At 69.8% G+C, this 24,787-nt stretch carries 21 protein-coding genes and 1 tRNA gene; 13 read left to right on the forward strand and 9 right to left on the reverse strand.

Annotated features, from left to right (window positions below; all coding sequences use genetic code 11):
• Position 1: 1 nt before the first annotated feature.
• Positions 2-952, forward strand: a complete 951-nt coding sequence (locus tag OV427_RS44875) for a LysR family transcriptional regulator (protein WP_267862387.1) — start codon at positions 2-4, stop codon at positions 950-952.
• A gap of 5 nt (positions 953-957) precedes the next feature.
• On the opposite strand, the gene OV427_RS44880 is transcribed toward OV427_RS44875, so the two are convergent.
• From OV427_RS44880 to OV427_RS44915, 8 genes are all read right to left on the reverse strand, one after another.
• Entirely contained in the window at positions 958-2,139 is a 1,182-nt protein-coding gene (locus OV427_RS44880; RefSeq protein ID WP_267862388.1) for a hypothetical protein, read from the reverse strand.
• Complete coding sequence (locus OV427_RS44885; RefSeq protein ID WP_267862389.1) at positions 2,140-3,039, reverse strand: hypothetical protein; 900 nt, start codon at positions 3,037-3,039, stop codon at positions 2,140-2,142.
• Positions 3,040-3,174: 135 nt separating this feature from the next.
• The gene (locus OV427_RS44890; protein ID WP_267862390.1) at positions 3,175-3,912 is read right to left on the reverse strand and encodes an immunity 52 family protein; all 738 of its coding nucleotides are present in this window, start codon (positions 3,910-3,912) and stop codon (positions 3,175-3,177) included.
• 12 nt (positions 3,913-3,924) lie between these two features.
• Positions 3,925-5,535 carry a Tox-REase-5 domain-containing protein gene (locus tag OV427_RS44895; RefSeq protein WP_267862391.1) on the reverse strand — a complete coding sequence of 537 codons (1,611 nt, stop codon included), beginning with the start codon at positions 5,533-5,535 and terminating at the stop codon, positions 3,925-3,927.
• Entirely contained in the window at positions 5,525-6,907 is a 1,383-nt protein-coding gene (locus tag OV427_RS44900) for a hypothetical protein (RefSeq protein WP_267862392.1), read from the reverse strand. The genes OV427_RS44895 and OV427_RS44900 overlap by 11 nt, the downstream gene beginning before the upstream one ends.
• Before the next feature lie 649 nt (positions 6,908-7,556).
• A complete protein-coding gene (locus OV427_RS44905) occupies positions 7,557-9,461 on the reverse strand; it encodes a hypothetical protein (protein ID WP_267862393.1) in 1,905 nt (634 codons plus the stop codon).
• Positions 9,462-9,680: 219 nt separating this feature from the next.
• Positions 9,681-10,247 (reverse strand): DUF3105 domain-containing protein, encoded by a 567-nt coding sequence (locus OV427_RS44910; protein ID WP_267862394.1) that lies wholly within the window; start codon positions 10,245-10,247, stop codon positions 9,681-9,683.
• A 20-nt stretch (positions 10,248-10,267) separates the two neighbouring features.
• Positions 10,268-11,512, reverse strand: a complete 1,245-nt coding sequence (locus tag OV427_RS44915) for a hypothetical protein (RefSeq protein ID WP_267862395.1) — start codon at positions 11,510-11,512, stop codon at positions 10,268-10,270.
• Between the two features lie 30 nt (positions 11,513-11,542).
• Here OV427_RS44915 and OV427_RS44920 point away from each other — a divergent pair, with 30 nt between their 5' ends.
• The 3 genes from OV427_RS44920 to OV427_RS44930 all read left to right on the forward strand — a co-directional run bounded on the left by OV427_RS44920 (position 11,543) and on the right by OV427_RS44930 (position 16,014).
• Positions 11,543-13,465, forward strand: a complete 1,923-nt coding sequence (locus tag OV427_RS44920) for a M2 family metallopeptidase (protein ID WP_267862396.1) — start codon at positions 11,543-11,545, stop codon at positions 13,463-13,465.
• Positions 13,466-13,582: 117 nt separating this feature from the next.
• A complete protein-coding gene (locus OV427_RS44925) occupies positions 13,583-13,789 on the forward strand; it encodes a cold-shock protein (RefSeq protein ID WP_267862397.1) in 207 nt (68 codons plus the stop codon).
• A gap of 242 nt (positions 13,790-14,031) precedes the next feature.
• Positions 14,032-16,014: a hypothetical protein gene (locus OV427_RS44930; protein ID WP_420718386.1), complete on the forward strand. Its 1,983-nt coding sequence runs from the start codon at positions 14,032-14,034 to the stop codon at positions 16,012-16,014.
• Between the two features lie 45 nt (positions 16,015-16,059).
• Here the strand turns inward: OV427_RS44930 and OV427_RS44935 are convergent, their stop codons facing one another.
• Entirely contained in the window at positions 16,060-16,797 is a 738-nt protein-coding gene (locus OV427_RS44935) for an FKBP-type peptidyl-prolyl cis-trans isomerase (RefSeq protein WP_267862398.1), read from the reverse strand.
• A gap of 208 nt (positions 16,798-17,005) precedes the next feature.
• Between OV427_RS44935 and OV427_RS44940 the strand changes: the two genes are divergently transcribed.
• The 9 genes from OV427_RS44940 to thrS all read left to right on the forward strand — a co-directional run bounded on the left by OV427_RS44940 (position 17,006) and on the right by thrS (position 24,776).
• Complete coding sequence (locus OV427_RS44940; RefSeq protein WP_267862399.1) at positions 17,006-17,344, forward strand: PilZ domain-containing protein; 339 nt, start codon at positions 17,006-17,008, stop codon at positions 17,342-17,344.
• Between the two features lie 117 nt (positions 17,345-17,461).
• On the forward strand, positions 17,462-18,274 hold the full coding sequence (locus OV427_RS44945) for an LPP20 family lipoprotein (RefSeq protein WP_267862400.1): 813 nt from the start codon (positions 17,462-17,464) through the stop codon (positions 18,272-18,274).
• 19 nt (positions 18,275-18,293) lie between these two features.
• Complete coding sequence (locus OV427_RS44950) at positions 18,294-19,517, forward strand: flagellar assembly protein T N-terminal domain-containing protein (RefSeq protein WP_267862401.1); 1,224 nt, start codon at positions 18,294-18,296, stop codon at positions 19,515-19,517.
• Positions 19,518-19,585: 68 nt separating this feature from the next.
• A complete protein-coding gene (locus tag OV427_RS44955; RefSeq protein ID WP_420718333.1) occupies positions 19,586-19,876 on the forward strand; it encodes a PEGA domain-containing protein in 291 nt (96 codons plus the stop codon).
• A complete protein-coding gene (locus tag OV427_RS44960; RefSeq protein ID WP_267862403.1) occupies positions 19,873-20,631 on the forward strand; it encodes a FecR family protein in 759 nt (252 codons plus the stop codon). Before OV427_RS44955 ends, OV427_RS44960 begins: the two co-directional genes overlap by 4 nt.
• A gap of 174 nt (positions 20,632-20,805) precedes the next feature.
• Complete coding sequence (locus OV427_RS44965) at positions 20,806-21,918, forward strand: AI-2E family transporter (protein WP_267862404.1); 1,113 nt, start codon at positions 20,806-20,808, stop codon at positions 21,916-21,918.
• Positions 21,919-21,943: 25 nt separating this feature from the next.
• The gene (locus OV427_RS44970; protein WP_267862405.1) at positions 21,944-22,630 is read left to right on the forward strand and encodes a uracil-DNA glycosylase; all 687 of its coding nucleotides are present in this window, start codon (positions 21,944-21,946) and stop codon (positions 22,628-22,630) included.
• Between the two features lie 68 nt (positions 22,631-22,698).
• Positions 22,699-22,770 (forward strand) — tRNA-Val (locus OV427_RS44975).
• A 77-nt stretch (positions 22,771-22,847) separates the two neighbouring features.
• Complete coding sequence (thrS, locus tag OV427_RS44980) at positions 22,848-24,776, forward strand: threonine--tRNA ligase (RefSeq protein ID WP_267862406.1); 1,929 nt, start codon at positions 22,848-22,850, stop codon at positions 24,774-24,776.
• Positions 24,777-24,787: the final 11 nt, after the last annotated feature.

Genomic DNA, 24,787 nt, shown 5'->3' on the forward strand with positions numbered 1-24,787 from the left:
GATGGCCTATACGCCCCTGAATGCCCTGAATGCCTTCCTGGAGGTCGCTCGCCGGCGCAACTTCACCGCGGCCGCGGTGGAGCTCGGCGTGTCGGCGTCGGCGCTGAGCCAGTCCGTTCGCCAACTGGAGGAGCGTCTGGGCGTCGCCCTGCTCACCCGGACCTCTCGCAGCGTGGCGCTGACGGACGCGGGGCGCCGGCTGCTGGAGAACGCGGGGCCGGGGGTGGACCAGGCGCTCGAGGCGCTGAAGACGGCCTCGGTCCGGCCGGGGGAAGTCACGGGCAGGGTCCGGCTCTCGGTCCCGTCCATCGCGGTGCCCTTCATCATCAAGCCGCTGTTGCCCCGGCTGCTGGCGCGTCACCCGAAGATGGAGGTGGAGGTCAACGTCCAGAACCGGTTCGTGGACATCGTGGCGGAGGGGCTCGATGCGGGCATCCGCATGGACGAGTCCATCGAGCGCGACATGGTCCAGGTGCGGCTGTACGGAGCGTGCCGGTTCGTCGTGGTCGCGTCACCCGCGTACCTGGAACGGAAGGGGACTCCGGAGACGCCGAAGGACCTGCTGGCGCATGACTGCATCTGCATCCGCTCGGAGACGACGGGAGGGAACTACCAGTGGGAGCTGGAGCGCGGGAAGCAGAGCTGGCGCATCCCGGTGCGCGGGCCGATTGCCACCAATAACGGGGAGCTGATTCGCGACATGGCCGAGGCGGGCATGGGACTCGCCTACGTGTGCGAGCCGGTCCTGGAGGCCGAGCTGCGGCGAGGCGCCCTGCGCGTGGTCCTCGAGCCCTACGCGGCCCATGTGGCGGGCCTGTTCCTGTACTTCCCCAGCCGGGCCCAGGTGTCCCCCGCGCTCAGGGCCTTCGTGGACGTCGCGCGCGAGGACGCGGCCCAGCGGCTGTCCCCGGAACGGCAGGGCCCAGGCCCGCGTCCTCCGCGCAGACGGTGAGTGCGTCAGTGGAAGCTCACGGTGGCACGCGCCAGGGCGAGCCAGGAGGTGCGCCGGTCGGGCTCCTCCAGGGGCGCGGTGTCATAGCGCTGCACGTAGCCCGCGGCACCCAGGCCGAAGAAGGACGTGGCCCACCAGCGCACCGCCACCGCGCCGCCGGTGGTGCCGCCGCGTTGGACGTCCTCGGCGCCACGGCCGAGCCACAACCGCTCCACGCGCGCGGCCACCTCCACCGCTCCTTGGGGCACCTGCCCGGCCTTCAGCGCCTCCATGCTGTCGGCGCCCTCGCGGGGCTGGGGCCAGCGTGGTCCGTCGTCACGCGGCTGACCCACCACCACCCAGGAGACTTCCAGGGAGGCGCCCTGGCTCTCGAGCGTGGGCAGGGCCTCGCGGGGTGTCTCTGGATTGCCGTCCGTGTCGCGCGAGCGCCGTTCCCAGGCGGAGGCGGCCTCCACCAGGACCCGCACCGGGCCCGCGTCGACGCGGGCATGGGCCTCCACCACCGTGCGCGGGCCGGTCACCGGAGGAGGGCGGTAGAAGACGAAGCCCTGGGGCCCCGTCCCGCCAATGCCCGCGCGGTCGAAGGCGCTCTCCACATGGACGCCCGCGCCCGCGCGCACGCCCCAGAAGGCGCCCGCCACTCCGTCGGCGCGTCCCCACCGCCCGTCCGCCCTGGCATCCAGGGCGGGATGGCTGTTGTCGTTGCCCAGGGGGCTGCGCGAGCCGTTGCCCACGCGCACCCAGGTCTCCAGCGGCAACCCCTCGGGTGCCCACCGCGCCTCCAGCCCCAGGTCCCTGCGTGGCCAGAAGGACTGTGCCACCTCGGATAGCTCCGGAATGGGCCGGGCCTCGATGTTCTCGTCATGCGCGCTGATGAACAGCGGCGTCTTCGCGTAACCCATGGACAGGCGCAGGCTTCGGGCCAGGTTCACCGCGACGTACGCATCCACCAGGGCAGGCTTCTCCTGGGCCCACTCCGCCGCACCCACCGCCAGCAACCACGGAACGGGTTGCGCCCGCACGCCGAGGCGCAGCCGCGCCAGCGTGACGCCGTCGAAGCCTTCCACCTCGGAGACATGCTGGCGCCAGTCCACCTCACCGACCAGCGTGGGCCTCACCCATGCGTCGTCCGCCAGGGCTGGCGCGCCGGCCAGTCCCACCATCACCACGAGCCATGTGTGTCGCATTCACTCCACCGGGATGATTTGCAGGAAGTGGGTGGTGCCGTTGGTCTCGTCCCCGTCGTGGTCCGCGATGAAGAGGCGGCGGTTGGCGGCGTCGTAGGCGGTGCCACGCACCTGCTGGAAGCCGCTCGCCAGGACGCTGGTCTCCCCGTTGCTGGTGGTGATGCCAATGACGGTGCCCTGACGGGTGCCGGTGAGCAGCACTCCGTTGGGCCCCAGCGCGAGCAGGTCCGGCTCGGTGAGGGTGGCGAGCGTCTGCAGCTCCGCCGGACGCGCCAGCGGAGAGCGGTACACCTTCCCGGCCACCTGGTCGGCGATGTAGAGCGTGTCGCCGACGGCGAGCACTCCCACGGGCTTCTGCAGTGCGCCCACCAACTCCTGCTCGGTGCCATCCAGCCCGACCTGGGCCACCGAGCCCACATTCACGTTGCTGTTGCGCACGAAGTACGAGTCCAGGATGCGACCGTCCGAGGTCACCGTCAGGCCGATGCGACGACGGTTGGTGGGGAGTCCCGGCACGGTGCCGGTGGTGCCGTCCGGGCGGGCGAAGAGGACGGCGCCTGCCGTGCCGAAGCCGAAGCGCACGGTGACGATGGTGCCATCCTCCAGGCGCACCAGCTCGCCCAGGTTGGGGCTGTTGGCGGGCGCGTCCGGCAGGGCCACGGCGAGTGAGACGCCTTCGCCATCGCGGTACTTGAGGATGCGGTGGTTCTGGTCGTCCGCGATGTAGAGCGTCTTGCCGGCCGCGTCCCAGAACAGGCCATTGGGGTCGCCATCGAGCGCAATGGCCTTCGGGCCGCGCTCCACGGCAGGCGTCTCATCGGGAGGGGTGGAAGGCTCCGACGAACATCCGGTGAGCGCCAGTGCCAGGGTCAGCAAGAAAGCGGGGGTGCGGGTTCGCATGCCGCGGCTTCTAACATGGTTGCAATAGTCATCGGAGTGGAGTCGCGTCCAGCGGTGGTCAGCCCGGCGGACTCGAAAGCTGTAACAATGGAGCCTCGTCCCGTGCACAGCGGGCGTGGGGCGCATTGGGTCCCGTCACTTGGGGATGACAGGCTGCATGAGCCCAGCACGGTCCAGTAGCTCGCGCACCCGCTGGCCTGACTCGACGTGGGCGGGGTTGCTCGCGGTAAGGCGTTCGGGTGTGAGGACCAGGAGCGTCCCCCGGTCCTCCACGAGTTCAATGCGTGCGGGCGCGGGCAGCGGCGGCACTACACCCCGGCGCCGCGACAGGTACGTCACCCAGCCTACGAACGTGCCGCCTCGCCTCGGTTCAGCAAAGGTTTCCCGGTAATCCCGCGACATCGCTACAGCCCAATCTGGTTCCCAGGCCACGGCCATGCTGCGCACCACATGGGTCAGCACGGGAGTTGTGAGTACCCGGTCTGCGTTCGACCCTCGATCGGGAAGGTCCAGCACACAGTGGTTCGGGCTGCTCCCTGCGTAGTCGCCGCAGGTGATGCGAAGGTCCGCGCCCTCACCGGTGCCGAACCAAAAGCTGAGGCCCAGGTCTTCGAAGACGGGTCCCCCCCTCTCTCGATTGACACCCCGCCGGAAACACTCGGTGAGCGTGGGCAGGTCGGGCGGCATGAGCGGATGCTTCCGTGCATCCTTGAGTCTGCGAGCGGGCTTGTACCACTGCGCGAGGGAGGGGTCGGCCGGAGCCAGCAAGGTGAGGAAGTGCGCCGTGCGTCGGGCGCATTCCTCGGCGGATTCCTTTCGCGGCCCCCAATAGGCACCCGCGTAGTAGGTTTCCGGGTCAGGCTTGTCGCTCACGCGCTGTGCTCCTCATTGGGCTGGGGTGTGGACAACGTTCACGCCTTCGATTTCAGCATCTGCCAGGAGCTTCCGGATGGCCTTGGCCGCATCGGCTTCGGCCACATGCCACTCAATGTGGAGTCCCATGCCTTCAACCTTCTTTGCCTGTCGCCTTGCCTGCTCGATGAGTGCCCTCGCTCCGGAAGGTTTGAACCATTCCTTGGGACTCAATCCGTCAAAGAACTTCGCATAGCCGGGGCCCTTGGCCTCCAGTAGCACGTCGTTCTTGAAGCCGTCGAACTTCACGCCTCCTTCCTTCGCGCTCATGCCGCCGACCCAATAGGCATCATCGGCGGAGTGCCCCGTAATCTGCTCCTGGTAGGCGCGGGAGCGAGGCTTCATGGATTCCTTCGCCGGTCCCCATCTACCCGGGCCGCTGGAGGGCGCGGGGGCCTTGGCCGCCGTGTTGGTGCGGTGGAGGATGACGGCGGCCCCGGGCCCGCCGCCCAGCACCGCCGCCGCCCGGCCCACCGGCACCGCGACGCGCTCCAGCACCAGCGCGCCTTCGGCCGTGAGCGACAACACAGGAACGGTGGCCTCAGCGCCCGCCAGCGCGCTCGTCAGCGTGCGCGTGGTGGCCGATGCAGCACCCCAGGTGGCAATCAGGTTGGTGAGCAGCTTGGAAGCTTCCTGCACCTGTTCGCCCTCCGTCATGTAGCGGAAGCGCTCTAGGTACTCGGGCGAGCTGGCTATCAGCGCGGCCAATCCCGAGGGCAACCGGCTCAGCGCCGCGAGGGTGTCGGCGGGGTGGTTGGTGAGGAGCTGGCCCACGGCCTCGGCCAGTCCCACGAACGCCTCCTCGGCGCCGTCCAGCGTGCGGGAGAGGTAATCCGCGTCGTCGTAGACCTCCGCCAACACGCCCCCGTCCGCCTCCCCCAACCGCGCGTCCAGGGCACGGAAGGCTCCGCCTCGGCCGGAGTAGAAGTGGCCCAGTTCGAAGGGGCCCGCGCGCAGGGCACCTTCTCTCCACTCCATCGGGCCCACGCGCTGCTGGGTGCGCCCGCTGCGCGTCCAGGCGAGGCAGCCGTCCGGTCGCAGCACCGCCACCAGCGTGAAGCGCTCCACCCGGCGCAGCAGCTCTCCGCGTGGGACTTCGCCGCCCTCCAACACCTCGCGCAAGAGGTGGCCGGCGGCCATGCGCGGCGGAAAGGTGCCCAGCGTCACAGGGCGTTGCCCCAGAAGCCCCAGCAGTCGTTCCGCCGCGCCGGGCGTGAGTGGCCCGTCTCGCGGAGGCAGGGCGTTCGTGTCCTCCAGGCCCGCCTGCACCAGCAGCGCCCCGAAGGCGTCCACGTCCAACAGGCCCAGCTCCACCGCGCGCCGTGTCCGCTCCTCCGCGCTGAAAGTGAGCACCGCCGTTGCGGGCAGGCGCACCGGGCGGCGGTGACGGCCGCGCACCTCTTCACCGGCCGCTGTGCCAGGCAGGGGTGAAGAGGCGAGGGGGCCGCGCTCCTCACTCAGCACGGGCGGCGCGGTGGCGAGCTGGCGCGGAATCATCAGGCCCGCACGGCCGGAGGGCGGAGGCAACGAGGCGCAGCCGGTGGCCAGCAGCACCACGCCCAGCAGCAGGGCCTTAGCGGGCATGGTCCACCCCCAAACCGAAGGACGCGAATGCACCCGGGCGCAGCGTGCCCCCAGTCTCCGGAAACAGCAGCGTGCCGCCTGTGGCCAGCACGTAGAGCCTCCAGGCGAAGCGCCAGCGAGCCTCACCGGAGAGGAGATAGCGAGGCCCCGGCTGCCCCACGCCCACCGCCAGTCCCTCCACCGCTACTTCCAGGCGTCGGTGGAAGAGCTGCACCGCCGCGCGCCCGTCCACGTCCACCCGGCCCCAGGTAAAGGCTTCTGCGCCCAGGCTGAAGTCCAGGTGGCGTTGCAGCACGCCCCCTAGCGCCTCCGCGTCCCAGGCCACCGCCGCCTCTCCATACGCTGAATAGCCGTCCGGGAAGGGCGCGGAGGCCAGCGGCACAGCGGCAGCGCCCGCCGCCAGGAAGCGCCCCAGCTCGTAGTCAGGGCCGAAGAAGCCCTGACGGAAGCCGCCGTGTTGCCGTCGCGCTTCCAGTCGCAAGGTCATGGCCCGCGTAGGGGTGTGCGAGTCCGCGCCCACGCCCGCCACCGCGCCCCAGGCGCCGCCCACGCCCGGTCTGCCACCCCAGCCCGCCAGGACATGCAGCTCGTAGCCCGGGCGCACCAGCACCACCGCCGCGGCGTCCAGGTGCGCCAGCGTCAGCGCGGGCGAGGTGCCTCCGGCCTTGCCCCACTCCTGCACGGCGGAGAGTGAAAGCGTGTAGCGCTGGCGCTGCTTCGGTCGGCCGAAGAGGACGTGCTCCATGTCCACTTCGACTTCGGCGCCCGCGAGGCGCGCGCCCAGTACGTCCGAGGTGAAGGCTTCCACATAAAGGGGCGCCGCCCATCCGGTGAGCAAGGCGCCCGCTGGGTGGTAGTCGGGATTCGTCCGGTTGGAGTAGCGCCGCACCAGATGCGCGGAGAGGAGGCTGTAGCGCTCCAACGCTCCCACCCAGATACCCAGCGGCGCGTTGTCGGAGCCCAGCTTGAGGGCTCGCACCACCTGCCCGAAGTCCGAGAGGCTGTCCCAGTCTTCCCGCCGCACCCAGCCGCCGTCCCCGCCCCACAGCCGCACCCGCAGCGGCGCACCCAGATTGACGCCGAAATCCTCGCCCTGTTCCGCCACCAGCAGGGGCGCCATCTGCAAATACCCGGCGTCTTCGCCCGCGCCCTTCCGGGGCATCAGTGCCAGCGTTCCGACCTCCAGCCTTATCAGGTAGCCCCAGCGGGAGTTGGGTACGAGGGTAGGCGGATTCACCCCTGCATTGGGCGGCACGGTGGCGGCAGTCCCTTCCGTGCCTTCCTCCTCGCGCGGCACCTCCGACGCTGCCCGACCTGGTTGCAGCAGGAACACCAGCCACAGCAGCACGGCCCCAGATGGCTTCACGCGCATGCACGTCTCATGGATAAGCCCTCAAGCGAGGTGGGGAGGGGACAGAGCATCCCCTCCCGGTCCGACGCGAAGGTGACAGGCCGATGCGTTGTGGCCCTTCCACAGTCCGCGTGCGTGCTGCCTCCTACAGGGTTGTCGAAGGTCGCCAGAGGCAGTGCGTGTTCTTGACTCCAGGGCCGCAGGGGGCCGGACTCTGGGAGGCCGACAGTCGGACCCGCGAGGGTGGCTGAGCAGCGGAGTGGCGGGCGTGGCAGTCACGTCCAGTACGCCAGTCGTGAAGGCAGCCCCAGCCCCTGGTGCGCGCTTGGACCTCACACCGGACCGGAACGAGGGATGCGGCCTGGGCACATAGGGACGCATCGGAATGCGCGGCAGGGCGCGCCATCCCAACGCGCAACCCGCTCAGCCCAACTCAATCGCTGTCAGGGCTGCGGCCACTCACCATGAATCCACCGGGCGACTACCTTGTGCCGGAGCACGGCGGCACCGGGCTTGGAGCCCTCCAGCTTCTTGGCGCCACCGTTATTGCCGAGTTCGCCGCCTCCGGTGCCGCCCGGTACTCGAGGGACTTACGGCGGTCTCGGGCAGGGCTCCTGAAGCTACCCTGTCCCTCGGTCGAAGAGGGACAGGGGCTCGGCCTCGGCGGGGACTACCAGGCGATGCCGTCGAGGTACGCCGTGCCGGTCCAGCTCCCGCTGGTTGTGAACTCCACGCCCAGCTGGAACAGCGGCGTGGTGCTCGCGGACGGCAGCGTCAGCGTCACGGTGTTCCAGGCATTGGTCTTGAGGCTGGCGATGCCCGTCCACTTCCCGGTGTAGCGCCAGCCACCCGCGGCCCCTTCCAGCGCGAAGGGCTGGATGGCGGTGATGCGGCTGCCCGAGGGAATCCACACGCGGAACGAGACAGTCGCTCCGCGAGGGACGGACGCATTGGTGACCACCGCCATTCCGGTGCCGGACGTGCCGCTGAAGGGCACCGCGAGCGAGCGCGTTCCCGAATAGGCGCGCGTCGTGGTGGAGCTCACCGGCTTGAGCTGGCCACCGGATGCGGCCCACTGATCGGTGCCGGACTCGAAGCCGTAGCCGCGCGTCGTGCCACCCCCGGTGCCCGCGTCGGTGCCGCCACCGGTGCCCGCGTCGGTGCCGCCGTCTCCCCGGGTGCCCGCGTCGGTGCCTCCGGTGCCACCGTCGCCAGTCCCCGCGTCGGTGCCGCCATCGGTGCCACCATCCCGCGTGCCCGCATCGGTACCTCCGGTGCCCGCATCCGTTCCGCCCGGAGTGCCACCGTCCGTCCCGCCGCCCGGAAGGGGCAGGGTGGTACCCACGGCAGGAAGCGTCAGGCCACCGGCCGCCAGGAAGCTCCCGGCGCGGCCGCGGATGTACAGCTGCCCATCCGTGCCCTGGTCATTCTGGTACGAGCTCTGCCCGCCGGCGCCCGCGCCGAAGAGCAGGGCGATGACACCCGAGTTGGCGAACTTCCTCCGGTGCAGATCTCCCAGCGTCCCGAAGAAGTACTCCGTCCGGTTGTCGCGGTAGCCCGCGCGCGCCGACCCATCGTTGTTGATGTTGCGGTGGTTGGCGTTGCCGAGCGGAATCTGCCACAGCACCCATCGCTTGCCGGAGGCCGCGTTGAACAACCGCAGCCACTCCGCGTAGCGATTGAAGGAGCGCGAGGAGATGGAGGCGAGGTCGCTCGCGTCCCACCAGACCTCCTGCCCGCGCGTCAGCCTGTAGAAGTCCGCGTCGCGGTCGAGTGGATCTCCCACGAGCACGTCGTAGGTGGCGCCGGTGGTGTTGGGCCCCAGGCCCATCGGCTTGAGGAAGTTGACGACCTTGTCCACCTCGGGCTGGAGCGGGTCCGTCACCGAGCAGCAGGAGATGTCCTTGCCGCTGGCCCACGCGGACACGTGGATGCCGAGGATGACGTTGTTGGCGCCCACGGCCTTGCGCATCTGGAGGAACGCCTGGCCCCAGCCCGCGACGGTGTTGGGGAGGCTCGCCAGCTCGGGCAGGCCGGTGGCCGCCACCGCGGCGTACGCGTTGGGATTCGAGTTCGTCTGGAACTGGAGCAGGCCGAAGGCGTCCGGCTCGATGAGCACGAGCACGGGCTTGCCGTGCTCCTTCGCGCGCTGCATCAGCAGCTTCACGTCGTTGAAGTAGCTGCGCATGGTGGTGGCGTTCTGCACCTTGGCGAGCGACTCGCCCTCGCCACCGCCGGGCTCGGAGAAGAGCTGATAGAAGACGGGGGCCGCGACATAGCCCTGGGTGAAGGACTCCTGCATGAACGTCGCACCCCAGGCGCCGTCGTACGGGCCCCAGCCCCAGTTATCCACCCAGCCCTTGGTGAAGTACCGGTAGCGCACGTCCCAGGGCACGCCGCTGTCACGCATCCAGCTCTGCCCGGCCTCCTCGAAGAGACCGACGAGCAGCCGGTTGGGGAGACCCGTGGGGACGGGCCCCTGCACGCCACTCGTGGATTGCGCGAGCGCGGGAGCGGAGGCGACGGCGAAGAGCGTCAGCAGCGCCGTGAGGGCGCGTCGGAGGTTCGTTCTCATGGCACCCTGGATTACAAACGGCGGGCGCTTCGCACGCCGCCCGCCGGGGCAGGTGCCGACATTCCAACCGCCTCGCCTGCCGCATGAGCCCGCGGCCGAACACCTGCTCCTGACGACGCAGGGCGAGCGGACATTCATCCGCCCGCGGAGACGTTCGCTGTCAGACGGGGGGCCTCGCTGAGCGGAGGTCGGGCCAGGTGTGCTTTGGAGGATGCCGGCTCAGAGACCGGGGCACGCGAGGCCCGGCTCGGGGGCGTCAACGTCCTGGTGCTCCAGCAGGCACCGCAGGGCTTCCGGGTCCGCGGTGTCCGTCACGTACGCACGCCGCCACAGCAGCGCGGCCACGCGGTTCGGAAGCAGCGGATCCTGCGCCACCAGCGCGCGACGGACGCCATTGGAGCCCGCCGCCACCGAGGCCGCCGCGGCCTCGAGCTTCGCCACCTCGTCCGGGCAGCCTTCCGGGCAGTTGTAGAGGAACACCGCGTGCCCGTGCTCCAGGTTGTGGATGTAGAGGCAGCGCGAGATGGACTCGGTGTACACGCCACAGCGCGCCACGCTGCCGCAGTGAAAGCCGGAGCGCGGCGGGTTCTCCGACGGAATGTCCCCGGATCCGCACGCGCTGCTGCTGCACGAGGCGACGTGGCTCGCCGCGGTCTGCGTGGACAGGGGGAAGTCGAACTGCTCGCAGCCCGGGGACGTCGGCTCCGGCTCGGGCTCCGTGGAGTCACAGGCGGAGAGGGAGACGAGGGCGACGAGGGCGGGGATGAGGAGGCGCGGACGGGGCATCACGCCTCCGTCATACCGCATCAGCCGGGGAAGACGCCCCGGCGTTCCACGTCGAAGGTGCGCAGCCCGCGGAAGCCCGCCGCGTCGGCGAAGCGGACGAAGTCCTCCCGCGACAGGCTGCCTCCCGTGGCTCGCGCGTGGCCGTTGGCGAACTCCTCGCCCATGGGTGGCAGGTCCAACCCCTTCAGGAAGGCAATCAGGTCCACGGGCGCACGGCTGCGCATGACGAAGTGGACCCGGCCCGGCAGGTAGCCCGCGTTGGCGGCGATGACGATGTGCTCCGGCAGCCGCTGCGCCCAGCGCACGGCGACCAGCGGGTGCACCTGTGCTTCGGAGCTGAACAGCAGCAGCGCCACGTTGCCCGCGAAGCGCGGTGGCGTCTTCGCGCACCGGGCCACCTCGCGCTGCACCTCCAGCCGGCAGTCGTGCAGCACGTCCACGCCGGGCACGCGCCCTTCGGCGATGTCCGCGGCGCTCCCGGCGCGCAGCAGCACCTCCAGCGCCTGCGGGGCGGCGAACCGCGACGAGCGCCGTGCCGCGTTCAGCAGCGCCACGGACTCCGTCACCGCCTTGCGCCCAGCGCGCTTGAGCGCGTCCTTGAGGAACGGCATCGGCGCCGTCGCCCCCAGGTCCGCCACCGTGCCCAGCACCGCCAGCCACTCCAGCGGCCCGGGCACCACCAGCGGAGACACCAGCACGTACGTCAGCAGGCTGCTGTTGGCGATGGGCTCATGCTCGTGCGCGGTCAGCACGTGCGCTCCCGGCGGGAAGGCGTCGGACGCGTGGTGGTCCACCACGAGCGTGGGCAACTCGGGAATGATGGGCGCTCCGCGACTGCCCATGTCGAGCACCACCAGCGCGTCGTGCGAGCCGGTGCGCAGCCGTTCCTGGAAGGCCGGTGAGTGGGCGTGTTCTCCCTTGCCGGGAACTCGTGCCAGCGGGCGGGCGCCCACCGCTTCCAGCGCGCGCAGCGCCAGCACGCCGGAGGTGAGGCCGTCCACGTCCGTGTGGGGTGCCACCAGCACGCGCCGCCCGGACTGCTCGCGCAGGAAGAGGCGGGCGTCCTCCAACGCCTCCTGGGGGGCGGGCCAGAGCGGGTCCTGGGTGTGTCCCAGCAGCATGGAGGGAAGCTGTAACGCGGCATGGGCGCGGGGGAGGGTGGAGCCGGAGTGCTCGCCTGCCGCCCGTGAGGGCGCGGCCGACGCGCCGTGCCAGAACTGGCGGGTGGTGGACTCCCCACGGAGTCCTATCTTTCGGGGTGTCATCGGGCGGCGGTTCTTCTACGGTCCGCCCCCATGACCCGGAAAACCTCCCTGCACCCCCTGCTGCGCACGGTCCTCGCGGCCGTGGCGCTGCCCGCCTTCCTGGGCTGTGCCCAGGACTCGCAAGTGACGCGTGAGACCCCGGCCACCGGCGAGTCCGCGCCCCAGGCCGCTGCCTCCCAGGCTGGCGCCGCCGCTCAGCCGGCGGCCGCCACGTCCCAGGCCACGCCCGACGAGACGAAGCAGTTCGCCGAGAAGGTCAACGCGGACCTGAAGAAGCTGTGGACGAAGCAGGCCACCGCCGAGTGGATCAAGAACACGTACATCACCGACGACACCGAGCGGAACGCCGCCACCATCAACGAAGAGGTGCTGGCGTACGTCAACGGCGCCATCAAGGGCGCGCGCCGCTTCGAGGGCGTGCAGATGGACGCGGACTCCGCGCGCATGCTGCACCTGCTCAAGGTGTCCCAGTCGCTGCCCGCGCCGTCGGACGCGCAGAAGCGCGCGGAGCTGGCCGCCATCGCCGCGAAGCTCGAGGGCATGTACGGCAAGGGCAAGTACTGCGGCAAGGACGGCAAGGGGAAGTGCCGCGACCTGGAGGTGCTGTCCGACGTCCTCGCGGAGAGCCGCAACTACGACGAGCTGCTGGACGCGTGGCAGGGCTGGCACGGCATCTCCCGCCCCATGCGCCCGCTGTACGAGCGCCTGGTGTCCATCTCCAACGAGGGCGCGCAGGACATCGGCTTCAACGACCTGGGCACGCTCTGGCGCTCGGCGTACGACATGCCGCCCGCCGACTTCGAGAAGGAGGCCCAGCGCCTGTGGGGCCAGGTGAAGCCCCTCTACGACGAGCTGCACTGCTACGTGCGCGGCCGCCTCGCGAAGCAGTACGGCGAGAGCAGGGTGCCCGCCGGCAGGCCCATCCCCGCGCACCTGCTTGGCAACATGTGGGCGCAGGAGTGGAACAACATCTACCCGCTGGTGGAGCCCTTCCCCGGCCAGGCCAGCCTGGACGTGGACGCCGAGCTGAAGAAGCAGGGCTATGACCCCCTGCGCATGGTGAAGCTGGGTGAGAAGTTCTTCACCTCCATGGGCCTCAAGGAGCTGCCGCAGACCTTCTTCGAGCGCTCGCAGTTCACCAAGCCGCGGGATCGCGAGGTCGTCTGCCACGCCAGCGCGTGGGACGTCACCTACGAGAACGACCTGCGCATCAAGATGTGCATCAAGCCCACCGAGGAGGACCTCATCACCATCCACCACGAGCTGGGCCACAACTACTACTACACGTACTACTACACGCTGCCGGTGCTCTATCAGTCCGGCGCCAACGACGGCTTCCACGAGGCCATCGGCGACGCGCTCACGCTGAGCATCACCCCCGCGTACCTCCAGCAGATCGGCCTGCTGAAGTCGGTGCCGAAGAACGACAAGAACCTCATCAACCTCCAGCTCAAGGACGCGCTGGAGAAGGTGGCCTTCCTGCCGTTCGGCCTGCTCGTGGACCAGTGGCGCTGGGAGGTGTTCTCCGGCCGCATCCAGCCGGCGGACTACAACAAGTCCTGGTGGACGCTGCGCGAGAAGTACCAGGGCGTGGCCGCGCCGGTGACGCGCACCGAGGAGGACTTCGACCCGGGCGCGAAGTACCACGTGCCCGCCAACGTCCCGTACACGCGCTACTTCCTCGCGCGCATCCTCCAGTTCCAGTTCCACAAGGCGATGTGCGAGGCCGCCGGCTACAAGGGCCCGCTGCACGAGTGCTCCGTCTACGGGAACAAGGAAGCCGGCAAGCGGCTCCAGGCCATGCTGGAGCTGGGCGCGAGCAAGCCGTGGCCGGACGCGCTCCAGGCCATGACGGGCACGCGGCAGATGGATGCCACCGCGCTGCTGGACTACTTCAGCCCGCTGCGCACCTGGCTCCAGACGCAGAACAAGGGCCAGAAGTGCGGCTGGTAGCAGTCTCCCGGGTGGACTCGCCCGGGACCCGCGCTTAAGTTGCGCGGGTCCTGGCGGGTTCACTCATCAGACCGGACGACGGATATTCGCGTCCGTGACGAAAGAACAAGAGAGCAAATGGCTACCGGTACCGTGAAGTGGTTCAACGATGCGAAGGGTTTCGGCTTCCTCACGCAGGACGGTGGTGGTGAGGACGTGTTCTGCCACCACTCCGCCATCAACATGGATGGCTTCCGCACCCTGGCCGAGGGCCAGAAGGTGGAGTTCGAGGTCACCCGCGGCCCCAAGGGCCTGCAGGCGCAGAACGTCCGCGCGGCCGCCTGAGTCGGGCGTCGTTCGAACGACTTCCTGATGCATCATGGGGGTCCGGCCCGTCGAGGGTCGGGCCCTTCGTGTTTCTGGAGCTTCCCAACGTGCCCACTCCGAAGAAGCCTCGCGCCCCGCGCGTCCACCTGCTGCCCCTGCTGGCCATGCTCGGCTGCTCCACCCCACGGCCCGTGCCGGATGCGCCCGCCGTGCAGCCATCACCTCCGGCGACTCCCGCCGTGTCGTCCCAGGAGCCAGCGATGAAGCCTCCCTCGTTCGACGTCGCCGCGCTGAAGGCGGAGCTGGTCGCGAAGCATGGCGAGGCGCAGCGCGCGCGAATCGAGCGCGGCGTGGACCAGGTGCTGGCGCTGTGGAGCGAGCAGGACGGGGACGCGGCGGCCTTCATCCGCGAGCAGTTCCTGTCCGACGCGAAGGCGCTGGACGCCACCTTCGCGCGGCTGGAGCGGCTGTTCGAACAGCTCGACGGCCACATGAACGAACTGGGCCGTGAGCTGCAGTGGTACTCGGACCTGGACCTGGGCCCGCTGTTGCCGGTGGAGCCGCTGCTGGCCTCGTATGACCCGTCCGCCAACGTCACCTCGGACCTGTTCCGGGCAAAGGTGGGCTTCGTGGTGCTGCTCAACTTCCCGCTCACCACGCTGGCCGAGCGCGTGGAGCAGGGCTCGAAGTGGACGCGGCGGCAGTGGGCGGAGTCGAAGCTGGCGTCGCGCTTCAACCGGCGCGTGCCGGCGGAGATCGAGCAGGAGTCCTCGCGAGTCATCGCCGCGGCCGGCCTCTACATCGCCGAGTACAACGTCTGGATGCACCACCTGGTGGATGCGCAGGGGAACCGGCCCTTCCCGAAGGGGCTGCGGCTCATCACCCACTGGAACCTGCGCGACGAGCTCAAGGGCGACTACACGGACCCGAACGGGCTGGCGAAGCAGCGGATGATCCTCCAGGTGATGGAGCGCATCGTCACGCAGACCATTCCCGCGGCCGTCATCGACAATCCGAGGCTGGACTGGGACCCCTTCACCAACGCGGTGACGGTGGCGCCGCCGGAGACGGTGGAGGAAGACGCGCCCGCGCGCGAGGCGAAGCCGGATACGGATCCGGAGCCGGACACGCGCTATGCGCACCTGCTGGCCGTCTTCCAGGCGGGGCGCAAGGCGGACCCGTACTCGCCGGTGGCACCCACGCGGATTGCGCGCAGCTTCGAGCTGATGCGCGAGATTCCGGAGGAGCGCGTGAAGGCGCTGCTCACACAGGTGCTGGAGTCGCCGGTGGTGCCGCGCGTGGCGAAGGAAATCGAGGCGCGGCTGGGGCGGAAGCTGGGTCCCCAGGACTTGTGGTACCCGGGTTTCAAGCCGGGCGGGAAGCGGCCGGAGTCGGAGCTGGATGCGCTGACGCGCAAGCGCTACCCCACGGCGGCGGCCTTCGCGAAGGACATGCCGCGCATCCTCCAGGGGCTGGGCTTCACGCGGGAGAAGGCGAGCTGGCTGGCGGCGCGCATCCAGGTCGACGCGTCACGCGGGGCGGGCCATGCGCAGCAGGCGCTGCGGCGGGGCGACTTCCCGCGCCTGCGCACGCGCGTGGAGAAGGGAGGCATGAACTACAAGGGCTACAACATCGCGGTGCACGAGTTCGGGCACAACGTGGAGCAGGTGTTCAGCCTCTACTCGGTGGACCACACGCTGCTCACGGGCGTGCCCAACAGCGCCTTCACGGAGGCGCTGGCCTTCGTGTTCCAGGCGCGTGATCTGGAGCTGCTGGGGCTGGGGAAGCCGGACGCGGCGGCCGAGCGTGAGCGCGTGCTGAACGACTTCTGGCAGACGTGGGAGATTGCCGGCGTGGCGCTGGTGGACATGGCCGTGTGGCACTGGATGTACGCGCACCCGGACGCGAAGCCCGCGGAGCTGCGCGACGCGGTGGTGACCATCTCCCGGGACGTGTGGAGCCGCTACTACGCGCCGGTGCTGGGCGCGGAGGGCACGCCGCTGCTGGGCATCTACAGCCACATGATCAGCTACCCGCTCTACCTGCCGGACTATCCACTGGGGCACCTCATCGCGTTCCAGATCGAGGAACACCTGAGGACCCACGGCCCGCTGGGCGCGGAGTTCGAGCGGATGGCCACCTACGGCGCGGTGACGCCGGACCAGTGGATGATTCACGCCACGGGCGCGCCGGTGAGCGCGGATGCGCTCCTGCACGCCACCGAGGCCGCGCTGAAACAGTAGGAAGACGCCCGGGCTCCGGTACCTCTCCGGAGCCCGGTGTCGTTGCTACGGCTTCGAGGTGTCGCCGGGGATGTCCACCAACTCCACGTCGAAGACGAGAACGCCATTGGGCGGGATGCGCGAGCCCGGGGGCGGGCGCTCGCCGTAGGCCGTGTCGCCGGGGCAGGTGAGCTTCGCCTTGCCGCCCACCTTCATCTTCGCGACGCCCTGGGTCCAGCAGGGGATGACGCCGTTGAGGGGGAACTCCACGGGGATGCCGCGCTTGGCCGAGGTGTCGAAGACGGTGCCGTCCAGCAACCGGCCTTCGTAGTTGACCTTCACGGTGTCGGTGGGGCGCGGGCTGCGGCCGGTGCCGGGCTGTGTCTCACGGTAGATGACGCCGGAGGGGAGCTTCACGGCACCGGGCTCCCTCGCGGCGCGCACCAGCATGGCGGCGCTGGCCTGTGCCTGCCGGGACTTCGCGAGCGCTTGAATCTTCGGCGCGTACTCCTTCGGGTCCACACTGGCCGCGGTGCCGGAGATGCTGTCGGCGATGCCGCGCTGGAGGATCTGCACCTCCTCGGGCGTCAGCGCGAAGAAGGACAGGTCCTTCCCCACGGAGACACCGAGGGCATAGATGGTCTTCGCGTCCTCGGACTCGAGCGCGGGCGGTGCGCCCGGGGCCGGCGTGGCGGCCGGAGCCGGTGTCGCCGGGGGCGTCTTGGCCGCGGGCTTGGAGGTCTGCGCGTGGGCCACGGGGGCGCCGAGCGCCAGCACCAGGGCCGCCATCCACATCGATCGCATGCGTTTGCCTTTCATGGGAACCGGGGAACTATAGGGGCACACAATGCAACGCGAAGAATGCAGCGAGGAAGCACAGACGGCGCATGCTCCGCAGCCTGGTCCGCGGAGGGCCGGTCGTTTTCTTGCGAGTTCATCGCGCGCCTCTACTGTGAATCCAGGTTGCTTCACCCCCGAAGCGGCCTGTTGCACTACCGGAGGCGACGGAGCGATGAGCGACAAGCGGAAGGCCAGGCGGGCGCCCCTCGACATCTACCTCAACAAGTACATGGGCGGCGTTCCGTACATGTCGCGGGCCGCGGACATCAGCCAGGAGGGAGTGAGCCTCGCTCGCCTGCTCGAGCCGCAGCACGAGGCGAAGCGCGTCGGTCTCCAGTTCCAGCTGCCCGGTTCGGAGGAGATCATCTACGCCGAGGGCGAGGTGGTGCGCGAGTGGGTGGAGGCCGCCTCCGCGAAGCGCGAGCGCTCGGGTGTCCGCTTCACGCTCCTCACCGAGCGCCACCGGAAGATGATCGACGCCTACGTCGACCGACACGGCAACGAGCACTGACGCGTCGCGGTGCGCCCGGAGGCGTGCCTTGACTTCGTTGGAAGCGGGCCCTTTCAATGGTGGATCATTCTGTCCTGTGTCTACCCGAGAAGTCGGGTGAGGACTGGAGGATTTCCCGTGAGGCGTTCGCTGTGGGGGATGTTGCTGGCCGTGCCGCTGACGGCACTGGGCCAGGGCAAGGAAGCGAAGGCCCCGTCACCGGCCGCCGCGGCTGAAGTCGCACGGCCCACGAGTCCCGGCGTCAACTGGGAGGGCCAGGTCCTACGGGCCACCGGAGCCGGAGCACCGGATCTGAAGGCGGCCAACCCGGCGCAGGCGCGGCTGGGCGCGGAGCGGGCCGCGAAGATGGACGCGTTCCGCAACCTTCTCGAGCAGGCGCGCGGAATCCAGCTCAGCGCCGTCCGCACCGTCGGGGACGAGATGTCCCGTGAAGAGGTGCGAGGCCGCGTGGAGGGCGCCATCCGCGGCTACAAGGTCGTGGCCAAGCGTTACTTCTCGGACAGCGGAGTGGAGGTGGACGTGGAGGTGCCGCTCGCGGCCATCACCGCGTCGCTGGTGACGCCCGCGCCGGACACGGTCATCACGCTCAACGCCGAGGGCGCGAAGAAGTACACGGGGCTGGTGGTGGACGCACGAGGCCTGGGCATGAAGCCCATGCTGGCGCCCCGGCTGCTGGATGGCTCCGGCAAGGCGCTCTACGGGGCGGCGGCGCTCTCCGACGAGAGCCGCGCCACCTCGGGCGTGGCGGCCTGGTTCGACAGCCTCGAGGCGGCGAAGAAGGCCACGCTCGTGGGAGAGAAGCCGCTGGTGGTGAAGGCCACGGGGCTGAAGGGCTCGGACCTGGTGCTCGCCTCGGACGACGCGAAGGCGCTGACCGAGGTCAACACGCGCTTCCTGGCCGAGGGCCGGGTCGTCATCGTCACCCAGTAGCGCTCCCGAGAGGCCGGCCATGTCCCTGAAGCTGACCGCGCTGTCCCTGCTGCTGGCCTCGGTGGCGTTCGCCGCGGCGCCTCCGCCCGCCACCGTCACGAAGGAAGTGACGGGCGAGGCGGCCATCGTCGACGGCAACAAGGACAAGGCCTTCGCCGAGGCGAAGAGCGCCGCCCTGCGCGAGGCGGTGGAGCAGGTGGCCGGGGTGCTGGTGTCCTCGGACACGCTCACGGCCAACAGCCAGCTCGTGAGCGACCGCATCTTCACCCGGAGCGCCGGCTACGTGCGCACGCACGAGGTGCTCGAACGCAAGGAGGAGGGTGGGGTCGCGAAGGTGAAGGTCCGCGCGGAGGTGGCGACGGCCCAGCTCGACAAGGATTTGCAGGCGGTGCAGGCGCTGATCCGCCGCATGGGCAACAGCCGGATGCTCATCGTCCTGCAGGAGCAGGCCGTCACTCCGGACAAGGTCATCACCAGCAGCGCGGTGCTGACCCAGGTGCTCACGGATTCGTTCAGCAAGGATGGCTGGCGGATGATCGACCCGTCCTTCGCGGCGGGGAAGCTGGAGCTGTCCTCGGGGGTGTCGCTCACCACGCCGGACAAGAAGGTCATCCAGGAGCTGAAGGTCGCCGACTACGTCATCACCGGCACCGTGACGTTCCGCCACGAGAAGTCGAGCGGGAACGCGGCCACGCTCCAGGGGCAGCTCAAGGACGTCTACCTGGTCTCCGGCGAGTGGGAGCTCTCGGTGTTCGCGACGGACTCCGGCACGCAGATCGCCCGGCTGGCCGACAAGTTCGACAGCGGTCCGGACAGCCTCGGCTCGGGGAGCCCGCTCATCTCGTATGAGCGCACGTCGTTCCAGATTGCCCAGCGCCGCGGGAAGACCCTCGTCGCGGACGTCCGCAAGGCGGTGGTGGACTACCTCTCCCAGGCGGAGCAGAACGGCGCCACGGTGGTGATGAAGGTGCAGGGCCTGGCGGACTTCAAGGCGGTGAAGACCTTCAAGGACGTGCTGACCCGGACCATCCATGGCATCAGCGACGTGAAGCAGGGCAACTTCGAGAAGGGGCAGATCCAATTCGACCTGCGCTACCTGGGCAGCACAGAGGCGCTGGCCGACGCGCTCGGCGAGGCGGCCTTCCAGCAGAAGCTCACGACGGCGCTCGGCGGCAAGCCCGCGACGAAGGCCAGCGTGACGGGTGTGACGAGCAACACCGTCGAGCTGACGCTGGCGCGTTGATGCGGGGTGTCTGGCTGGCAGCGGCGGTGGTGGCGTGCGGGTGTGCGGGGCCCAGGGAGCCCGATTCCGTGGCGAGGGCGCGCGAGCTGATGGCGGCCGCGGAGACGCCGAGTGGGAATCTGGCGCTGCGTTGCGAGCCGGTGGACGCGGAGGTGTACCTGGACGGCGTCCTTCAGGGGCTGTGCAGCGACTTCACCGGATCTCCGAGGTCGCTCCGGGTGGGCGCGGGGCTGCACCACATCGAGGTGAAGAAGCAGGGCTTCTGGCCGTACACGACGTACTACGAGCCCAGCGGGGCCCGGGCGAGGCTGACCATCCAGCTCCGCACCGCGGTGGCCCCTGGCGGAGGTGCTCCGTGACGCGATGGGACAGGTGGTTTCCGAAGGCGCTGGTGACGGCGGTGCTGATGCTCATGCCGGGGCTCGCCGCGGCGGCCGTGGGCCGCGTGGTGACGGTGGAGGGCACGGCGTGGCGAACGCCGGAGGGCGCGGAGCGCAAGCCGCTCGAGTCCGGTGCGGAGATTGAACAGAAGGACACGCTGGAGGTGGAGCCGAAGTCGGGCGTGAAGCTGGAGCTCAACGACGGCAGCGTGCTGATGCTGAGCGCGGGCAGCCAACTGGTCATCACCGAGGCCGAGTTCGCCGGCCAGGAGCGGAAGAGCTTCTCGGGCTACCTCAAGCTGGGCAAGGTGTGGGCCGAGGTGAAGAAGGCGCTGTCCGGCTCGGAGGCGAAGTTCGAGGTGAAGACGGACCGGGCCGTCGCGGGCGTGCGCGGCACCGTGCTGCGCGTGGACGTGGCGACGCCCGTCATCACGGGCGCGCTGTCGCCGAGCACGGTGGTGCAGGTGTACACGGGGCTGGTGCAGGTGGTGGCTCGCGTGCCGAAGCCGAAGGACTCCGCGGACGCGGGGACGAAGCCCGGCGAGCGCGTGGAGGTCCCCGGTCCCCAGGAAGTCACCCTGGAGGAGTGGGAAGAAGTCGTCCGCCAACTGCAAAAGAACCGGCAGATCGTGGTGGGCGAGAAGGTGGGACCCGTCACGGGGTTGGACTCGAAGCGGGTCAACGATGATTTCGGCGCTTTCGTGAAGCGCAATCGCAGCTTGAAGAAGCCGTAGCCCGGACCAGAAGAGGAGCTCGCCATCGGACGCCGCAGGAAACCTGGTGCCCCCGCCGCCGTGAATCCCGTCGCCGGGCCCGCCGTTCCACCCGCTCCCGTGCTCCACGCGGTGGCGGCCCCACATGCCCCCGCAGCGGCCGGGCAGCCGAGCGCTCCACCGGCGGCAGGCGTCATGGCACCCGTGCCCGAGGTGGGGCTCTCCGAGGTGGAGGCGCGGCGCATCGACCTGTGGTGGTCCGCGGTGATGGTGGGCTCGCTGGGGCTGGTGTTCGCGCTGCTCTCCGTGTTCGGCGGGGTGGCGGTGCCGGTGCTGCTGGCGCTGTCGGGGGCCTACATCTTCAACCCGATGGTGACGGCCCTGGAGAAGCGGGGGCTGGACCGCACGTGGGGGACGACGCTCGTCTTCGTGGGCGGCACGCTGCTGGCGGCGGGTGCGGTGCTGTACCTGGTGCCGGTGTTCCGCGAAGAGGCTGCGAAGCTGCCGGACTTCTTCCGCCGGGGCAGCACGCAGGTGGTGCCGCACGTGGAGGCGCTGCTGGGGCGCTCGCTGCCGGACCTGGTGCGGCAGCGCACCGCGGAGCTGGGCCAGCAGGCGTCGGACCTGGCGCAGAGCGCGGGCCCCGCGGCGGCTCGAATCCTGGCGAGCTTCGCGGGCAACACGGCGCGCTTCGTGGCCACGCTGCTGGGCCTGTCGGTGGTGCCGGTGCTGGCCTTCTTCTTCCTCCAGGACTACCCGCGGCTGACGGGCATGGTGCGCGACTTGCTCCCGCGGCGCACGGTGGCGCTGGTGGCCCGCCGGTTCGCGGAGGTGGACGAGGTGCTCTCCGCCTTCGTGCGCGGGCAGCTCACGGTGGGCGCGGTGCTGTCGGCCATCTACGCGGTGGGGCTGTCGCTGGCGGGTATCGACATGGCCATCGTCATCGGGGGGATTGCCGGGTTCGGCAACATGGTGCCGTACCTGGGCACGGGCGTGGGCATCCTGCTGTCGTTGGTGGGGCTGATGCTGTCGTGGCAGGGGCCCTGGCAGCTCGCGGCGGTGGCGGGCACCTTCGTCGTCGGACAGCTGCTGGAGGGCCTGGTCATCACCCCGCGCATCGTGGGTGAGAAGGTGGGCCTGGCGCCGGTGGCGGTCATCATCGCCATCCTCGCCTTTGGCGAGCTGTTCGGCTTCGTGGGCATCCTCCTGGCGGTGCCGGTGTCGGCCATCCTCAAGGTGGTGCTGCGCGTGGTGGTGCAGCGCTACCGGCGCACGTCGCTATATACGGGCGAGGCCTCCTCGCGGTGACGGGTGGGGGCGACGGGAGCCCGGAGTGACGAAGCTCGAGAAGCTGCACAAGGAAATCGTCGCGTGCACGGCCTGCCCCCGGCTGGTGGAGTGGCGGGAGGAGGTGGCCAGGGTGAAGCGCCGGGCCTACCGCGACTGGAACTACTGGGGCCGGCCGGTGCCGGGCTTCGGGGACCCCGGGGCGCGGCTGGTCATCGTGGGTCTGGCGCCGGCGGCGCACGGGGCCAACCGGACCGGGCGGATGTTCACCGGAGATCGCTCGGGCGACTTCCTCTTCGCGGGCCTCTACCGGGCGGGCTTCGCCAACCAGCCGACGAGTGAGCACCGGGACGACGGCCTCGCGCTGAAGGACGCCTTCATCGTGGCGGCGGCCCGCTGTGCCCCGCCGGACAACAAGCCCCTGCCCGAGGAACTGGCCCGGTGCGCCCCGTTCCTGGACCGGGAGATGGCCCTGCTGCCCGCCCGGGTGCTGCTCGCGCTGGGGGCCATCGGGTGGAACGCCGCGCTTGCCTCCCTGGACCGCACCGGCGTCATGGTGGGCTCGCCCCGGCCCGCCTTCGGCCATGGGGCGGAGGTGCTGCTGCCGGACGGGCGGACGCTCATGGGCTGCTACCACGTCAGCCAACAGAACACCCAGACGGGGCGGCTCACCCCGGCCATGTTCGACGTGGTGATGAATCGCGTCCGCGTGCTGCTGGACGGGAAGAGGTGAAATGCCCTCCGTGTTTCCTTGACAGCCGCGGGAGCCCGCTGCTATTCCCGCCCGCGCTTCAAAACGACGGGTCGTTAGCTCAGCGGTAGAGCACTACCTTGACACGGTAGGGGTCAGTGGTTCGATCCCACTACGACCCAACTCAGTAGAGGTTTCATCCCGCGGGCGGCACGGCTTCTCAAGAGCCTGCCGCCCGCGGTTTTTCCTGAGGTCTCGCATGGCCGAAATGATCACGGTGACGCTCCCCGACGGCAGCCAGAAGCAGACCGCCCGGGGCACCACCATCGCGGACTTCGTGCGTGAGAGCATCGGGGCGGGCCTGGCGAAGGCCGCTCTCTTCGCCCGGGTCAACGGCCAGGACATGGACCTGGCCCGGAAGCTGGAAGAGGACGCGAAGCTCCAGATCTTCACGCCGAAGAGCCCCGAGTCCCTGGAGCTCATCCGCCACGACGCCGCCCACGTGGTGGCCAGCGCAGTGCAGCGCCTCTTCCCCGGCACGCAGGTGACCATCGGTCCCGCGACGGAGGAGGGCTTCTACTACGACTTCTTCCGCGAGAAGCCCTTCACGCCGGAGGAGCTGGAGAAGATCGAAGCGGCGGCCAATGCCGAGCTGAAGCAGGACGTGCCCTTCGTCCGCACGGAAATCTCCATGGACGAGGCGGTGCGCCTCTTCGAGGAGAAGGGCGAGAAGTTCAAGGTGGAGATCGTCAAGGACATCGCCGCCAAGGGCGCCACGACGCTCACCCTCTACACGCACGGCGACTGGGTGGACTTCTGCCTGGGGCCCCACGCCCCGAGCACCGGGAAGATCGGCGTCATCAAGATCCTCTCGTCCAGCGGCGCCTACTGGCGCGGCGACCACCGCAACCCGATGCTCCAGCGCGTCTACGGCACGGCGTTCTTCGACAAGAAGGCGCTGACGGAGTACCTGACGCGCATCGAGGAGTCGAAGAAGCGCGACCACCGCAAGCTGGGCAAGGAGCTGGACCTCTTCCACTTCCACCCGTACGCGCCGGGCGCGGCCTTCTGGACGCCCAAGGGCACCGCGCTCTACCAGACGCTCTCCGACTGGATGCGCCACCTCACCGCCGAGGATGGCTACGTGGAGATCAAGACGCCCCTGATGTTCAACAAGGGGCTGTGGGAGACGAGCGGCCACTGGGGCAAGTACAAGGAGAACATGTTCCTGGTGCTCGACAGCGAGTCCGGCGAGCACGACTTCTCCCTCAAGCCGATGAACTGCCCGTCGCACCACCTGTTCTACGGCTTCAAGAAGCACAGCTACCGCGACCTGCCGCTGCGCTTCCACACGCAGGACGTGCTGCACCGCAACGAGGCGGCGGGCGCGCTCGGCGGCCTCACCCGCGTGCGCCAGTTCGCCCAGGACGACGCCCACATCTACTGCATGGAGAGCCAGATCACCGACGAGGTGCGGCGCTTCGTGAAGCTGTTGGATCGCGTCTACAAGGCGGTGGGGCTCACCTACGCGGTGAAGCTGTCCACGCGCCCCGAGCAGCGGCTGGGGGATGACTCCCTCTGGGACCGCGCCGAGACGGGCCTCAAGGCGGCGCTGGAGTCGCTGGGCCTGGAGTACGAGCTGGCCCCGGGCGACGGCGCCTTCTACGGCCCGAAGATCGACTTCGCGGTGTCGGACAGCATCGGCCGCCGGTGGCAGCTGGGCACCATGCAGCTGGACTACCTGGCCCCGGAGCGCTTCGACCTGAACTACGTGGGCGAGGACAACGCGCCGCACCGCCCCGTGGTGCTCCACCGCGCCATCTTCGGCTCCTTCGAGCGCTTCACCGCCATCCTCATCGAGCACTTCGCCGGCGCCTTCCCGGCGTGGCTGGCCCCGGTGCAGGCGACGCTCGTCACCGTGGCGGACCGGCAGAACGACTACGCCCGCAAGGTGCGCGACACCCTCCGGGCGAAGGGCTACCGGGTCGAGTTCGACGAGCGCGGCATGACGCTCAACGCGAAGATCCGCGAGGCGCAGCTGCACAAGATTCCCTTCACCCTGGTGGTGGGCGACACCGAGGTGGAGGCCGGAGGGGTGGCGCCGCGCCGGTACGGCGGCGAGGACCTCAAGAGCATGAAGCTGGAGGACTTCGAGGCCCTTCTCGCGAAGGAGGGCGCCCTGCCGTAAGGGGGCGGTCA

Origin of the sequence: Pyxidicoccus sp. MSG2, from assembly GCF_026626705.1 — a bacterium.
Lineage (GTDB): Bacteria > Myxococcota > Myxococcia > Myxococcales > Myxococcaceae > Myxococcus.

Coding starts and splice junctions, on each gene's coding strand:
- OV427_RS44875 (WP_267862387.1), top strand. CDS start 2: ATGGCCTATACGCCCCTGAATGCCCTGAATGCCTTCCTGGAGGTCGCT.
- OV427_RS44880 (WP_267862388.1), bottom strand. CDS start 2,139: ATGCGACACACATGGCTCGTGGTGATGGTGGGACTGGCCGGCGCGCCA.
- OV427_RS44885 (WP_267862389.1), bottom strand. CDS start 3,039: ATGCGAACCCGCACCCCCGCTTTCTTGCTGACCCTGGCACTGGCGCTC.
- OV427_RS44895 (WP_267862391.1), bottom strand. CDS start 5,535: ATGCCCGCTAAGGCCCTGCTGCTGGGCGTGGTGCTGCTGGCCACCGGC.
- OV427_RS44900 (WP_267862392.1), bottom strand. CDS start 6,907: ATGCGCGTGAAGCCATCTGGGGCCGTGCTGCTGTGGCTGGTGTTCCTG.
- OV427_RS44905 (WP_267862393.1), bottom strand. CDS start 9,461: ATGAGAACGAACCTCCGACGCGCCCTCACGGCGCTGCTGACGCTCTTC.
- OV427_RS44910 (WP_267862394.1), bottom strand. CDS start 10,247: ATGCCCCGTCCGCGCCTCCTCATCCCCGCCCTCGTCGCCCTCGTCTCC.
- OV427_RS44915 (WP_267862395.1), bottom strand. CDS start 11,512: ATGACACCCCGAAAGATAGGACTCCGTGGGGAGTCCACCACCCGCCAG.
- OV427_RS44920 (WP_267862396.1), top strand. CDS start 11,543: ATGACCCGGAAAACCTCCCTGCACCCCCTGCTGCGCACGGTCCTCGCG.
- OV427_RS44925 (WP_267862397.1), top strand. CDS start 13,583: ATGGCTACCGGTACCGTGAAGTGGTTCAACGATGCGAAGGGTTTCGGC.
- OV427_RS44930 (WP_420718386.1), top strand. CDS start 14,032: ATGAAGCCTCCCTCGTTCGACGTCGCCGCGCTGAAGGCGGAGCTGGTC.
- OV427_RS44935 (WP_267862398.1), bottom strand. CDS start 16,797: ATGCGATCGATGTGGATGGCGGCCCTGGTGCTGGCGCTCGGCGCCCCC.
- OV427_RS44940 (WP_267862399.1), top strand. CDS start 17,006: ATGAGCGACAAGCGGAAGGCCAGGCGGGCGCCCCTCGACATCTACCTC.
- OV427_RS44950 (WP_267862401.1), top strand. CDS start 18,294: ATGTCCCTGAAGCTGACCGCGCTGTCCCTGCTGCTGGCCTCGGTGGCG.
- OV427_RS44965 (WP_267862404.1), top strand. CDS start 20,806: ATGGCACCCGTGCCCGAGGTGGGGCTCTCCGAGGTGGAGGCGCGGCGC.
- thrS (WP_267862406.1), top strand. CDS start 22,848: ATGGCCGAAATGATCACGGTGACGCTCCCCGACGGCAGCCAGAAGCAG.